The following is a 12,510-nucleotide window of genomic DNA, read 5'->3' on the forward strand; positions in this document are numbered from 1 at the left end:
GGGTGCACCGTTTCGATTTCCATTCACCCTGTCAATTCACCCATGATGCACTCATCCGTTCTTGCGATGAGTGCATCCATGTCCAACAAGACCCTCCTGCTCAGTTTTCTTCCGCTGCTCATGGCCCTGTTCGCGGGGGCCGTGCTGCCATTTCAGGCGGCTGCCAATGCCACTGTCGGTCGTGCCTTGGGGCACTGGCTGTGGGGGGCGTTCACCTCGCTGACGGTCAGCTCCCTGGTGGTGATCGCCGCGCTGCTGATCATGCGGGTGCCCATGCCCGACCTGGGCAAGGCCCTGCAAGGCCCCTGGTGGCTGTGGATCGGTGGCGTGCTGGGCGCCTTCTACGTGGCGGCTGCGGCGGCATTGATCCCGCGCCTGGGGACCGCAGGTTTCCTGGTGCTGGTGGTGGCGGGGCAGATCATCACCTCGGTGGTGGTCGACCACTTCGGCCTGATGGGCGTGCCCAGCAAGCCGATCAACCTGGCCAGGGTGGCCGGTGTGGTGCTGATCCTGGCGGGGGTGTTTCTGGTGCAGGGTACCTGGGCGTCGAGCCCGGCAGGCAGTGGCGCGGTCGTGGCCAAGCAGCCGGAAGGCTGATTACTGGCCGGGTTGGCTGCACGCCCACACGGCCTCGCGCAACCAGCGGTGGCCGGGGTCGCTGTCCTTTCGCGTGTGCCAGGCCTGTTGGTAGGCCAGGGCAGGGATGGGCAGCGGCGGGGTGAACGCACGCAGCGTCTTGTACGGGCGCAGCGGGCCGACGGCGCGCCTGGCCACGGTCAGCACCAGGTCGGTGCCGGCGAGCACCTCCACCGCCGCGCTCCAGTGTGGCAACGCCAAGGCGATGCGCCGGCGCATGCCGCGCTCGGCCAGGGCGCGTTCGATTTCGTCGTGGGCATCGGGGCGCATGGCCATCAGCACATGCGGGCGGGCCAGCCAGTCGTCCAGCGCCAGGCCGCCCTTGGCGGGCAGTACCTGGCGGTCGGCGACGCTGATGAAACTGTCCTCGAACAGGGTTTGCGCGGTGATGGCCGGCGGCAGTTCGGGGAAGATGCCCAGCGCCAGGTCGAGCTCGCCATCGAGCAGCTGCGCGAGCATGGTCTCGCGGCTGGCCTGGCTGATCGCCAGGTCGATCCCCGGCGCCACCCGGCGCAGGTAGCGCACCAGCGGCGGCAGGATGATGCGCGAGGAATAGTCGGACAACGACAGGCGAAAGCGCCGCTGCGCCAGGGCCGGGTCGAAGCGCGGGGTGGCGAGCAGGCCGTTGAGGCTGCCCAGGGCATCCTGCAGCGGCTTGGCCAGGGCTTGGGCGCGGGCGCTCAGGGCCATCTGGCCGTTCTGGCGAATCAGCAGCGGGTCGTCGAAATGCGCGCGCAGTTGTGCCAGCGCATGGCTCACCGCCGGCTGGCTGCGGTGCAGGCGCAGTGCGGCGCGGGTGACGTGCCGTTCGCTGAGCAGGGCATGCAGGGCCAGCAGCAGGTTGAGGTCGATCTTGCGCAGTTCATCCATGGGGCGAATGGCCTGGTGGCTTTGGCGAAGGTGTTATCAGCCTAACAGATATATTGGCCTCATCGCCGGCAAGCCGGCTCCCACAGGTAGCGCACCGAACCTTGTGGGAGCCGGCTTGCCGGCGATGAGGCCAGAACAGGCACAAAAGAGACCCACGGCGCTATAATCGCCGCCCGTTTCACTGTATCCGAGCACTCCAATGGGTCTTTCCGCCACTGCCACACCCGAACCGCGCCGCCTGGGCGCACCCTTGATCGCCTTGGCCCTGCTGCTCGCCGGCGCCTGGTTCCTCAACCTCAATGCCGGTTTCAAGCAGGTCTTGCTGCTGATCGTCGGTGCCGCCCTGGGCCTGACGCTCTACCACGCCGCCTTCGGCTTCACCTCGGCCTGGCGGGTGTTCATCAATGAACGCCGCGGCGCCGGCCTGCGCGCGCAGATGGTCATGCTGACGCTGGCCGTGCTGCTGTTCTTCCCGGCACTGGCCGCAGGCAACCTGTTCGGCAACCCGGTCACCGGCCTGGTGGCGCCGGCCGGGGTGTCGGTGGTGTTCGGCGCCTTCATCTTCGGCATCGGCATGCAGCTGGGCGGCGGCTGCGCTTCGGGCACGCTGTTCACCGTCGGCGGCGGCAACGCGCGGATGCTGGTGACCCTGTTGTTCTTCATCATCGGCTCGGTCACCGCCACCCACCATGCCGACTGGTGGTTCGCCCTGCCATCGTTCCCGGCCACCTCGATCGTCCAGGCCTGGGGCGTTGCGCCGGCCTTGCTGGCGAGCGTCGCGGTGTTCGCCTTGATCGCCTGGGCCACCGTGGTCCTGGAAAAACGCCGCCATGGCGCCCTGGAAGCACCGGCCAGCAGCGAGCACCAGGGCCTGCGCCGCTTCCTGCGCGGCCCCTGGCCCCTGCTGTGGGGCGCCATTGCCCTGGCGCTGCTCAACTACGCCACCCTGGCCCTGGCCGGGCGCCCTTGGGGCATCACCTCGGCCTTCGCCCTGTGGGGCGCCAAGGCCCTGTCCAGCTTCGGCGTGGATGTCGGCAGTTGGGTGTTCTGGCAGGCGCCAGCCAATGCCAAGGCGCTGGCCTCGCCGCTGTGGCAGGACATCACCACGGTCATGGACATCGGCATCGTGCTCGGCGCATTGCTGGCGGCAGGCCTGGCCGGGCGTTTCGCACCGAGCCTGAAGATTCCGCTGGCGTCGCTGGTCGCTGCGGTGATCGGTGGCCTGCTGCTGGGTTATGGCTCGCGCCTGGCCTATGGCTGCAACATTGGCGCGTACTTCAGCGGCATCGCCTCCGGCAGCGTGCATGGCTGGTTGTGGCTGCTGGCGGCTTACTGCGGCAACGTCATCGGCGTGCGCCTGCGCCCGCTGTTCTTTGCCGGCGAGCGCCGGCCGGTGGCACTCACCGGCTGCTGAGCAACTGCTTCACCGGGTGCAGGAATCATCTGCACCCAGCCTGATTGTTCGATTCCTGGCTGCTAATTAGCCTGAGCGGGTCTACCCACTCTCAAGGAATCGAACATGGCCACCCGTATCGTCCTCAGCGCCACCGGCGGCGCCGACGTCCTGCAGCTGCAAGCGCTGCAGGCCCAACAGCCTGGCCCCGGCCAGGTCTGGCTGGAACAGCGCGCCATCGGCGTCAACCCTCTCGACATTCTGCAGCGCAAAGGCGGCGCGCCACTGGCGTTGCCTTCGGGCCTGGGGCTGGAAGGCGCCGGGCGGGTCATGGCGGTGGGCGAGGGGGTGTTCAACGTGCAGCCAGGTGACCGGGTTGGCTACGCCACCGGGCCGGTCGGGGCTTACGCCAGCGGGCGCCTGTACCCGGCAGAGCGCTTGGTGAAGCTGCCGCAGGGGTTGAGCGAGGAAGCGGCGGCGGCGGTGCTGTTCAAAGGAATTACCGCGCAGTACCTGCTCAAGACCACCTACCCGGTCGGGCCGGGCACTCAGATTCTGCTTTATGGCGCCGCTGGCGCACTTGGCCAGCTGCTGGCGCCGTGGGCGTGCCATCTGGGGGCGACCGTGATTGGCGTGGTTTCGCGGCCGCAAAGCGTTGCCCGGGCGCAAGCAGCGGGGTGCCAGCATGTGCTGGTATTCGACGCCGCCACCTTGGCCGGCCAGGTGCGTGAACTGACCCAGGGGCAGGGCGTCGATGTGGTGTACGACTGCGTGGGCAAGGACTCGCTGCAGGCTTCGCTCGACAGCTTGCGCCCGCGCGGGTTGCTGGTGTCGTTCGGCGGCACCTCGGGTGCGCCGGCGCCTGTCGAGGTGGCCACCCTCAATGCCAAGGGCTCGCTGTACCTGACGCGGCCTTCGCTGGCCGCGCATACCGCGACCCCCGAGGCGTACCAGCAGCGCGCCAGCGATGTGCTGGCGGCGGTCGCCGAGGGTATCATCCGGCCCACGGTGTGGCGCCGTTACCCATTGGCCGAGGCGGCCAGGGCCCATGGGGACCTGGAGCAAGGCCTGTCGCAAGGGGCGCTGGTGCTCACCGCCTGATTGCCGATCTCGCCACCGAGCCTTGCCATGGACGCCTTTGACAGCCGCCGCGCCGATGAACTCGCCACCTTGCTGGCCCTGCACGAACAGGGCTCGTTTGCCGCTGCCGGGCGCCAGCTGCAGCGACACCCCACGGTGCTGTCCAAGCGCCTCGGCGCCCTGGAGCAGCGCCTGGGCATCCGCCTGGTGGAGCGCACTACCCGGCAACTGCGTTTCACCGACGAGGGCGAACGGCTGGTGACGCGTGTGCGCGAGGCCAACCGCTTGATCGCCGAGGCCGAGCAAGAGGCTGCCGAGGGCGCGGCGGCGGTGCGCGGGCGCTTGCGCCTGGCATTGCCGGCGGCCATGGGCCGGCGCTGGCTGAGCGGCATGCTGGCCGATTTCGTGCTGGCCTACCCGCAGGTGACGGTCGAGGCCGAGTACGCAGACCGCTTCGTCGACCTGGTGGGCGAGGGTTTCGATGCCGCCATCCGCATCGGTGAACTGGCCGACAATCGCCTGGTGGCCACTCGGCTGTGCGACCACCTGCGGATTCTGTGTGCCTCGCCGCAGTATTTGGCACGCGCTGGAGAACCCGAATTTCCCGCACAGCTATCGCAGCACAATTGCTTGGGTTTCAGTGGTTTACGGTCATTTCCTGAATGGCGACTCACCCGTGGAAACGAAGGCGTGAGCGTCAAGATCAGTGGCTCGTTGCGCGCAAACGACAACGAGGCCCTGCTGGAAGCGGCGCGGCGTGGTGTAGGGATTCTTGCTGGTGGCGACTGGCTGATGGTCGAGGACATTGCCGCCGGGCGCCTGGTGCGGGTATTGCCGCAATGGCAGCTGGATGTGGCAGCGGGCATCTACCTTGTACGCCCCACGGCACGCCTGAATACGGCGGCCATGGGGGCGTTCAAGGAGTGGCTGCAAGCGCGCTTCAAGGATGGCGCGCCATGGCGGTAACTAGAATAAATGTTAGAAAAGCCTTCTAACTAGCTGATTCAAAAAGATTTAACGTTTGGCAATTGCATGCTGAACGCACTGTTCATAGTAAGTCTGCTTGATCGCGGGCGGCTTCAGTTGCGAGCGGCTGTTGTAGGTCTGCTCGGTAATGCCGAAGGCGGTCATGCGCATCCATGGCTTGGCGAACTTGCGCGCCTGCAGCTTGTTGCGCGTGGCGTACAGGGTAACCCCGGAAAGCTTGGCCTGCTGGGCCTCGGCGGCGATCTGCGAACCCCAGTTACAGACCTGGCGATCATTCTGGCTCAGCGTCCTGGCGTGGGCGCCGAAAGCGGTCGAGACCAGCATGCAGCCGGCCATCGTTGCTAGAAATACCCGCATGTTGCTGTCCTAAGCATCTGAAGATGAAAGGAGTTTGCCTCTGCTTGCGCAGGCTGGGGGCCAGTATTTTGCCGCAATGGTGGTGGCGATCCGTAAGCGAAGTGCCAGTGGCCTGCCGTGATATTGCGGGGTGGCGGACATCGCGCGCCGCCCGCGCGGCGCATCGCGGATAAATCCGCTCCCACATTTGTTGCAACGTGCCACGGTCTGTCAGGCCATGGTTGTCCGCTTTTGGTGCCCGCCGAGAAACCGCGTCGTGCCACCAAGGCTGGCAACCATGGCCTATCAGGCATAGGCACGTTGCAACAAATGTAGGAGCGGATTTATCCGCGATGCGCCGCGCGGGCGGCGCTCGGTCTCACAGGCACCCACGATTTCACGACAACCACCTAAACGGTCTGCCTATCTCTAGAACGAGAGAACGAACAAGGAAAAAAACGATCGCGGAGACAGGCACAAGCCCGCCGCCCGCATCCACGGGAAGTGTTCTGGGACCAGCAGAGGGTGACCGGGGAAGCGGGGGCGACGTTGCGCCGCCCCGCGATCAAAACTAACGAAGCTTGGGGTCAGGCAGCGTGTTGGCGCTTGACCTGGGCCTTGCGCACCTGGGCGCGGCAGGCGTCGCCGAAGGCTTGGAAGATCCTGATCGAGTCAGGGTTCTTCGCGGCTTGCCATTCCGGGTGCCACTGCACCGCGAACAGGAACGGCGAGATGCTTGGCGCGTGGATCGCCTCGACCAGGCCGTCTTCGGCGTGGGCGATTGGCTCGATGCCGGCGCCGAGGTTGCGCAGGCCCTGGCCATGCAGCGAGTTCACGCGAATCTCGTCGGTGCCGAGGGTGTCACGCAGCCAGCTGCCTGGCTTGATCTTCACGCTGTGAACCTGGGCGTACTGCACCTCGACCGGGTCTTCCGGGTTTTCCCGGTGGTCGTTGAAACCAGGCTCCGCGTAGACCTTCTGGTAGATGTCGCCACCCAGCGCCACGTTGATTTCCTGCATGCCACGGCAGATGCCGAAGATGGGCAGGCCGCGCTTGAGCGCTGCCTTGACCAGCGGGATATCGAACAGGTCGCGGTTGACGTCCTGGCCTTTGCCAGGGGTCTGGTTTTCCTGCCCGTACAGGCTCGGCTCGATGTTGCTGCCGGCACCGGTCAGGTACACGCCGTCGGCCATGTCCAGATAGGTCTCGAGGTCTTCGACGCCACAGCAGGTGGGCACCAGTACCGGGACGCAATCGGAGAACTCGACCAGCGGGGTGATGTATTTGTGGGTCATGACCTGGTAGTCATGGCCTTTGCGCTCTTGGCTGCCCATGGTCATCAGGACGACGGGTTTGCGCAGGGAGGGTTGCTTGTTGCCAATGTTGCTGTTGGACATATGTCACCTTATGGCAGGTTCGACCTACCGTTGTTGTGCAGGCGCACGGCTCAGGGCCTGGTGTGTCACCTGAAGCCCCGAGCACTGCCGGCTCGTCAGAGGCGACGATTCCGGTCGGGGCTTGGAGATAGCTTGCCAGAGCCGTTCGATATGTCAAACGGCTGAAGGGGCCGTGGGGAGGGGTTTTGCGCCAATTTCAAGGGGCTGAAACCCTTGCGAGCCTGAGGCGGCAAGGGTTTGCCAGGGGGTGAGGTCAATAATATTTAACGACGCAGTTGGTTCATTGCAGCGGTGCAATAAAGGGGGGCTTGCGGCCCCATCGCCGGCAAGCCGGCTCCCACAAGGCCTGTAGGAGCCGGCTTGCCGGCGATGGGGCCCGTGAAATCAGTGAAGGATCTGCGCCAGAAACCCTTTGGCCCGCGCCGTGCGCGGCTGGTTGAAGAACACCTCTGGCGGGCTGTCCTCGATGATCTGCCCACCCTCCAGGAACAGCACGCGCTCCGCCACCTGCCGGGCAAAGCCCATTTCGTGGGTGACGCAGAGCATGGTCATGCCCGTGCCTGCCAGCTGCACCAGCACATCCAGCACCTCGGCGACCATTTCCGGGTCCAGCGCCGAGGTCGGCTCGTCGAACAGCATGATCCGCGGCTTCATGCACAGCGCCCGGGCGATCGCCACGCGCTGCTGCTGGCCGCCGGAGAGCTGGCTGGGGTACTTGTGCGCCTGGCTCTCGATGCCGACCTTGCTCAGGTACATGCGCGCGCGTTCCTCGGCATCCTTGCGCGACAGGCCGCGCACGCTGGTGGGCGCCAGCAGGCAGTTGTCGAGCACGCTCATGTGCGGGAACAGGTTGAAATGCTGGAACACCATGCCGATCTCGCTGCGCACCTGGGCGGCCTGGCGCGTGGTGGCCGAAAGGTCGATACCGGCGACCTGGATGCTGCCCTGCTGGGCGATTTCCAGGCGGTTGATGCAGCGGATCAGGGTCGACTTGCCCGAGCCGGAAGGCCCGCACAGGACAATGCGCTCGCCTTCGCGCACCTGCAGGTCGATGTCGTGCAGCACATGGAAGGCGCCATAGTGCTTGTTCAGGCCTTCGATCCGGATCAGCACCGGGCGTGGGTCGGGTTCAGGGGCAAGGCTGGCAACGCTGAGAGGGGCGGTCATGTTGTTGTTCTCCCGCAAGGTTTCAGTCGAAACGTGCCGCGCTGTAGGGCGCAGGGTCGGTGAAAGGGCGCTCGCCGGTCAGCAGTTCGGCCAGCAGGCGGCCGCTGACCGGGCCCAGGGTCAGGCCGTGGTGGGCATGGCCGAAGTTGAACCACAGGCCCTTGTGCCGCGGCGCCGGGCCGATGATCGGGCGCATGTCCGGCAGGCACGGGCGCCGGCCCAGCCAGGGCTTGTCGTCGAGGCGCTCGCCCAGGGCCGGGAACAGCTTGCGGGCCAGGGCCTCGCAGCGAGCGAGCTGGATTTCGTTGCCCGGCGCGTCGCTGGCGGCAAACTCGATGCCGGTGGTCAGGCGCACGCCGCGCGCCATGGGCGCCAGCACGTAGCCGCCCTGGGTGTCGCAGATCGAATGCTGCAGTTGCGCGCCGCCTTGGGTGGCGTAGTGCATGTGATAGCCGCGCTTGATCCCCAGCGGGAACTGGTAGCCCAGGTGCTGATAGAGCTCGGCCGATTGCGGGCCCAGGCAGGCCACCACTTCATCGGCGCTGATCGGCCCGCGCTGGGTGTCGACGCACCATGTGCCCTCTGCCTGGCGCAGGCTGCGCGCGTCACCGTGGAGGAACTGCCCGCCGCGCTGGGCGAACAGCGCAGCGTAGCCACGGGTGAGGGCACCGGGGTCGCTGACGGTTTTCGGGTCCAGCCAATGGATGCCTCCGACCACGGCGCTGTCGAGCTGGTGCTCGCGCCCCTGCAGCTGGCTGCGCTCGAGGATTTCGTACTGCAGGCCGTAGCGGGCCAGGCCCTTGAGCTCGGCCTTGGCCTTGTCGAACAGGGCAGGGTCGCGATACACCTCGATCCAGCCCTTGGCCCGCACCAGCCTCTGCAGGCCCGCCGCCTCGATCAGGGCGTCGTGCTCCTCCACGCAGCGCTGCACCAGCGGCAGCATGTCGGCGGCGGCGCCGGCCAGGCGCCCGGGCGCCGATTGCTGCCAGTAGCGAAGCAGCCAGGGCGCGGCCTTGGGCAGGTGGCGCAAGCTGTAGCGCACATCCGGCTGGCGGTTCAGGCCATAGCGCAGCAGGGCGCTGAACTGGCGTGGGAAGGCGTAGGGAATGACGCTGGAGCGCTCGATCAGCCCGGCGTTGCCATGGCTGGTGCCGCTGCCGGGCGCGTCGCGGTCGATGAGGATCACCTGGCGCCCGCGTGCCTGCAGGTGCAGGGCCGTGCTGACGCCAACGATGCCGGCGCCGAGGACTAGGGTCTGGCAATGCATGGATGTCATCCTTCGTTCAGTTCAGGTGGCGGCCCAGGCGGGCTTCCAGGTGTTTGAGCAGGCGCCGCACCACCTCCACGATCACCAGGTAGAGCACCGCGGCCCACAGGTAGATCTGGAAGTCGAAGCTGCGCGAGAAGGCCAGCTTGGTCACGCCCATCAGGTCGTAGATGGTCACCAGCGAGGCGATGGCGCTGGCCTTGATCATCAGGATCAGTTCGTTGCCGAGGGGGCCTATGGCCACCAGCAGCGATTGCGGCAGGATCACCTTGAAGAAGGTGGTCGAGCGCTTGAGGTTCAGCGCCCGGGCCGCTTCATGCTGCCCCGGGGCCACCGCCATCAGGCTGCCGCGGAAGATCTCGGCCTGGTAGGCGGCGGTGTTCAGGGTGAAGGCCAGCAAGGTGCAGAACCAGGCATCGCGGAAAAACCACCACAGCCCCACGTCCTGCCAGAAGCCCTTGAGCGAGCCGAGGCCGTAGTACAGCAGAAACAGCTGGGCCAGCAGCGGCGAGCCGCGGAAGAAGTAGATGTAGCCGGCCGCCAGGCGCTGCAGCAGCAGGTGGCGCGACAGGCGTGCCAGGGCCAGCAGCAGGCCGAGCACGGCGCCCAGGCTGAAGGAGATCGCCACCAGCTTTGCAGTCACCAGCAAGCCATCGACGAAGCGCGGGCCGTAGCGTTCCAGCAGGTCGGGGTCCACGACCAGGGCCAGCAGTTGTTCGGCACTCATGTGCGTGCTCCCAAAAGGTGGCGGTTGCTGCGCCGTTCGAGGTAGGCAAACACCCGCCCCGACAGCGCCGAGAACAACAGGTAGCCCAGGCAGGCGACGCCGTAGAAGAACATCGGCTCCTTGGTCACGCTGACGGCCAGGTTGGTCTGGCGCATCAGGTCGACCAGCGAGATGGTCGACACCAGCGAGGTGTCCTTGAGCAGCGACAGCCAGTTGTTGGAGAGCCCAGGCAAGGCGATGCGGGTGAGCTGGGGTAGCACCACCTTGAAGAACGCCGTGCGCTTGCCCAGGCCCAGGGCGGCACAGGCTTCCAGCTGGCCCTTGGGCAGGGTCTTGAAGGCGGCCAGCCAGATTTCGCTGGAGAACGCGGCGAACACCAGGCTGAAGGCGACCATGGCGGCGAGGAAGGTGTTGATCAGGAACTCGCCCTCATAGCCCATGGCGGCCAGCAGTTTCTGCGCGGCGATCTGGCAGCCGTAGTAGATGATCAGCAGCGTCAGCAGCTCGGGCAGGCCACGAAATACGGTGGAGAAGGTGGTGGCCCAGGCGCGGGCGGGTTTTTTCTTCGAGCGCGCCGCCAGGGCCACGGCCAGGCCCAGGGGCAGGCCGATGGGCAGGCAGGCGAGGGCCAGTGACACGGTCACCAGGGCGCCGGCCAGCAGCGCCTGGCCCCAGCCACCGCTGGCGAAGGACAGCAAGGACAATTGGTCGAGCATGACGTATTCCTTGAGTTGACTGCTCCATGCGCTGCCCTTGTAGGAGCGGCCTTGTGTCGCGAAAGGGCTGCGAAGCAGCCCTCGCCATTTGCGCAGCGGCGCTGAAATTTTGGGGTCGCTTTGCGACCCTTTCGCGACACAAGGCCGCCCCTACAGGGCGGGATCAGTTGTAGATGTCGAAGTCGAAGTACTTGCTGGCGATCTTCTGGTAGGTGCCGTTGGCCACGATCGCGGCCAGGGCGGTATTGAGCCGCTGGCGCAGCGCCTCGTCGTCCTTGCGCACGGCAATGGCGGCGTCGGCCTTGGTCCCGGCCACGTCACCCAGCACCTTGCAGCAGGCCTGGCCGTTCTTGTTCAGCCACTCGTGCAGCGGGAACTTGTCGGCGATCACCCCGTCCAGGCGGCCGGCGGCAAGGTCGGCGTTGGCTTCGTCCAGGGTCGGGTACAGCTTCACGTCGGCGCCGGCCTTGGCGTACACGTCCTCGGCGTAGATCGCCTGGGTCGAGGACGACTGGGCGCCCACGGTGTAGCCGTTGAAGGTGGTCTGGGCGTCGCTGATCTTGCTGTCCTTGGGCACGGCGACGGTCAGCGGGGTGCGGTAGTAGTGGTCGGTGAAGGCGATTTTCCTGCGCCGTTCCTCGGTGTCGATCATCGACGCCACCACGGCGTCGTACTTGCGCGCCATCAGCGCCGGGATGATGCCTTCCCAGTCCTGGGCGACGAGGGTGCATTGGACTTTCATCTGTTCGCACAGGGCGTGGGTGATGTCGATGTCGAAGCCGTGCAGCTGGTTATCGGCATCCACATAGTTGAAGGGCGGGTAGGCGCCTTCGGTGGCGAAGCGCAGGGTCTCGGCGCTGGCCGCACCCGCCAGCAGCAGGGCACACGCACCCACCATAGCCATGGTCTTGTTCATCTTGCACCTCTTGCACTCTTGCTATTGTTGTTTGCCCGCCGTATAGCCGACGAACTCGTTATGTAGAGCGGCAGTCGCTTCCAAGCGTTTTTCAACATCAGGCCCGAGTTTCTTGCAGACCTCGTTGACCATCAGGTGCACCCACGACAGCATCGCCGAGGTGGATTCCCAGAACAGATTGAACTCGGTGGGGATGCGAAACACCTCGTCGGCGTTGGCATCGGCCCAGTCGCAGAAGGTGTCGGTCACCAGCGTGACCGGGATGCCTGCCTGGCGCGCCTTCTGGCACAGCATCAGGGCATGGCGGGAATAGCGGCGCGCCTCGAACACCACCAGGGCGCTGTTTTCCGGGCGGCCCAGCAGCACTTCGCCGAAATGCCCGGCGCTGCCATCGACCACCTGCACGCCGTCGCGCAGGTAATGCAGCAGGTGCGCCATGCACTGGGCGACGCCGCGCTCGGTCTGAAACCCGGCGACGAACACCCGCGGCCGCTCGGCCAGGCGCTGGGCGGCGCGGTGCCAGGGCGCGCTGCGGCTGTACTCGTGCACCCGCACCAGGGCGGCGATTTCCAGCTCCAGGCTGCCGGCGCTGGCGCTGTCGTCGCGCTGCTGGCGGTATTCCTGCAGGCGGTCGCCGACCAGCCACGGGCCGTCACCCAGGTCGTTCTGCAGGTCTTGCTTGAGCGCCTTGAGATGGGCATAACCGAGGGAGCGGCAGAAGCGCCCGACACTGGACTCGCTGACGCCGAGCTTGGCGGCGATGCTGGCCGAGGTCTGGAAGGGCAGTTCGTGGAGGTTGGCGAGCATGTAGCTGGCGATCTTGCGGCCCGAGGCGGCGGCCCCTTGCAGGCTGTTTTCCAGGCGTTGCTTGATCGGTTGGTTCATGCTGCCACTCCAGAGGGGTGAAACAGAAAATGGATGTTTTCTGTCATCAAGTCAATATTTGACAGATAGCTGTCACTTGCAGGAAAGTTTTTGTCGTTGCCAACGCTGTTGCCATTCCAATTCCAATAAGGAG

General features: G+C 66.1%; 13 protein-coding genes. 4 read left to right on the plus strand and 9 right to left on the minus strand.

Annotated features, from left to right (window positions below):
* Window positions 1–78: 78 nt before the first annotated feature.
* The gene (locus ACIPG5_RS21340; RefSeq protein ID WP_401377963.1) at window positions 79–597 is read left to right on the plus strand and encodes a DMT family transporter; all 519 of its coding nucleotides are present in this window, start codon (window positions 79–81) and stop codon (window positions 595–597) included.
* On the opposite strand, the gene ACIPG5_RS21345 is transcribed toward ACIPG5_RS21340, so the two are convergent.
* Window positions 598–1,506 carry a LysR family transcriptional regulator gene (locus tag ACIPG5_RS21345; RefSeq protein ID WP_401377966.1) on the minus strand — a complete coding sequence of 303 codons (909 nt, stop codon included), beginning with the start codon at window positions 1,504–1,506 and terminating at the stop codon, window positions 598–600.
* A 199-nt stretch (window positions 1,507–1,705) separates the two neighbouring features.
* Between ACIPG5_RS21345 and ACIPG5_RS21350 the strand changes: the two genes are divergently transcribed.
* The 3 genes from ACIPG5_RS21350 (at window position 1,706) to ACIPG5_RS21360 (ending at window position 4,945) form a co-directional block, all read left to right on the plus strand.
* On the plus strand, window positions 1,706–2,920 hold the full coding sequence (locus ACIPG5_RS21350; protein WP_176516449.1) for a YeeE/YedE family protein: 1,215 nt from the start codon (window positions 1,706–1,708) through the stop codon (window positions 2,918–2,920).
* Window positions 2,921–3,025: 105 nt separating this feature from the next.
* Window positions 3,026–4,000, plus strand: coding sequence for a quinone oxidoreductase family protein (locus tag ACIPG5_RS21355; RefSeq protein ID WP_401377969.1), 975 nt, complete (start codon window positions 3,026–3,028; stop codon window positions 3,998–4,000).
* Between the two features lie 27 nt (window positions 4,001–4,027).
* A complete protein-coding gene (locus tag ACIPG5_RS21360) occupies window positions 4,028–4,945 on the plus strand; it encodes a LysR family transcriptional regulator (protein WP_176516454.1) in 918 nt (305 codons plus the stop codon).
* A 48-nt stretch (window positions 4,946–4,993) separates the two neighbouring features.
* Here the strand turns inward: ACIPG5_RS21360 and ACIPG5_RS21365 are convergent, their stop codons facing one another.
* From ACIPG5_RS21365 to ACIPG5_RS21400, 8 genes are all read right to left on the minus strand, one after another.
* A complete protein-coding gene (locus tag ACIPG5_RS21365; RefSeq protein ID WP_236193318.1) occupies window positions 4,994–5,323 on the minus strand; it encodes a hypothetical protein in 330 nt (109 codons plus the stop codon).
* 566 nt (window positions 5,324–5,889) lie between these two features.
* Window positions 5,890–6,699, minus strand: coding sequence for a type 1 glutamine amidotransferase (locus ACIPG5_RS21370; protein WP_314615567.1), 810 nt, complete (start codon window positions 6,697–6,699; stop codon window positions 5,890–5,892).
* Window positions 6,700–7,083: 384 nt separating this feature from the next.
* Entirely contained in the window at window positions 7,084–7,866 is a 783-nt protein-coding gene (locus tag ACIPG5_RS21375) for an amino acid ABC transporter ATP-binding protein (RefSeq protein WP_176510781.1), read from the minus strand.
* 22 nt (window positions 7,867–7,888) lie between these two features.
* Window positions 7,889–9,133: an FAD-binding oxidoreductase gene (locus ACIPG5_RS21380; protein ID WP_176510782.1), complete on the minus strand. Its 1,245-nt coding sequence runs from the start codon at window positions 9,131–9,133 to the stop codon at window positions 7,889–7,891.
* A 16-nt stretch (window positions 9,134–9,149) separates the two neighbouring features.
* Window positions 9,150–9,860, minus strand: coding sequence for an ABC transporter permease (locus ACIPG5_RS21385; RefSeq protein ID WP_176510783.1), 711 nt, complete (start codon window positions 9,858–9,860; stop codon window positions 9,150–9,152).
* Window positions 9,857–10,576, minus strand: a complete 720-nt coding sequence (locus ACIPG5_RS21390; protein ID WP_176510784.1) for an ABC transporter permease — start codon at window positions 10,574–10,576, stop codon at window positions 9,857–9,859. Before ACIPG5_RS21390 ends, ACIPG5_RS21385 begins: the two co-directional genes overlap by 4 nt.
* Window positions 10,577–10,739: 163 nt before the next feature.
* Window positions 10,740–11,492 carry a transporter substrate-binding domain-containing protein gene (locus tag ACIPG5_RS21395; RefSeq protein ID WP_236235738.1) on the minus strand — a complete coding sequence of 251 codons (753 nt, stop codon included), beginning with the start codon at window positions 11,490–11,492 and terminating at the stop codon, window positions 10,740–10,742.
* A gap of 21 nt (window positions 11,493–11,513) precedes the next feature.
* Complete coding sequence (locus tag ACIPG5_RS21400; RefSeq protein ID WP_286912267.1) at window positions 11,514–12,377, minus strand: MurR/RpiR family transcriptional regulator; 864 nt, start codon at window positions 12,375–12,377, stop codon at window positions 11,514–11,516.
* Between the last annotated feature and the right edge of the window lie 133 nt (window positions 12,378–12,510).

This window comes from Pseudomonas sp. NPDC087029 (genome assembly GCF_044745345.1).
GTDB classification, from domain to species: Bacteria; Pseudomonadota; Gammaproteobacteria; order Pseudomonadales; family Pseudomonadaceae; genus Aquipseudomonas; species Aquipseudomonas faucium.

What these genes read in the sequence shown, in the direction of transcription:
- ACIPG5_RS21340 (WP_401377963.1), top strand. Translation starts at nt 79, where the DNA reads ATGTCCAACAAGACCCTCCTGCTCAGTTTTCTTCCGCTGCTCATGGCC.
- ACIPG5_RS21345 (WP_401377966.1), bottom strand. Translation starts at nt 1,506, where the DNA reads ATGGATGAACTGCGCAAGATCGACCTCAACCTGCTGCTGGCCCTGCAT.
- ACIPG5_RS21350 (WP_176516449.1), top strand. Translation starts at nt 1,706, where the DNA reads ATGGGTCTTTCCGCCACTGCCACACCCGAACCGCGCCGCCTGGGCGCA.
- ACIPG5_RS21355 (WP_401377969.1), top strand. Translation starts at nt 3,026, where the DNA reads ATGGCCACCCGTATCGTCCTCAGCGCCACCGGCGGCGCCGACGTCCTG.
- ACIPG5_RS21360 (WP_176516454.1), top strand. Translation starts at nt 4,028, where the DNA reads ATGGACGCCTTTGACAGCCGCCGCGCCGATGAACTCGCCACCTTGCTG.
- ACIPG5_RS21365 (WP_236193318.1), bottom strand. Translation starts at nt 5,323, where the DNA reads ATGCGGGTATTTCTAGCAACGATGGCCGGCTGCATGCTGGTCTCGACC.
- ACIPG5_RS21370 (WP_314615567.1), bottom strand. Translation starts at nt 6,699, where the DNA reads ATGTCCAACAGCAACATTGGCAACAAGCAACCCTCCCTGCGCAAACCC.
- ACIPG5_RS21375 (WP_176510781.1), bottom strand. Translation starts at nt 7,866, where the DNA reads ATGACCGCCCCTCTCAGCGTTGCCAGCCTTGCCCCTGAACCCGACCCA.
- ACIPG5_RS21380 (WP_176510782.1), bottom strand. Translation starts at nt 9,133, where the DNA reads ATGCATTGCCAGACCCTAGTCCTCGGCGCCGGCATCGTTGGCGTCAGC.
- ACIPG5_RS21385 (WP_176510783.1), bottom strand. Translation starts at nt 9,860, where the DNA reads ATGAGTGCCGAACAACTGCTGGCCCTGGTCGTGGACCCCGACCTGCTG.
- ACIPG5_RS21390 (WP_176510784.1), bottom strand. Translation starts at nt 10,576, where the DNA reads ATGCTCGACCAATTGTCCTTGCTGTCCTTCGCCAGCGGTGGCTGGGGC.
- ACIPG5_RS21395 (WP_236235738.1), bottom strand. Translation starts at nt 11,492, where the DNA reads ATGAACAAGACCATGGCTATGGTGGGTGCGTGTGCCCTGCTGCTGGCG.
- ACIPG5_RS21400 (WP_286912267.1), bottom strand. Translation starts at nt 12,377, where the DNA reads ATGAACCAACCGATCAAGCAACGCCTGGAAAACAGCCTGCAAGGGGCC.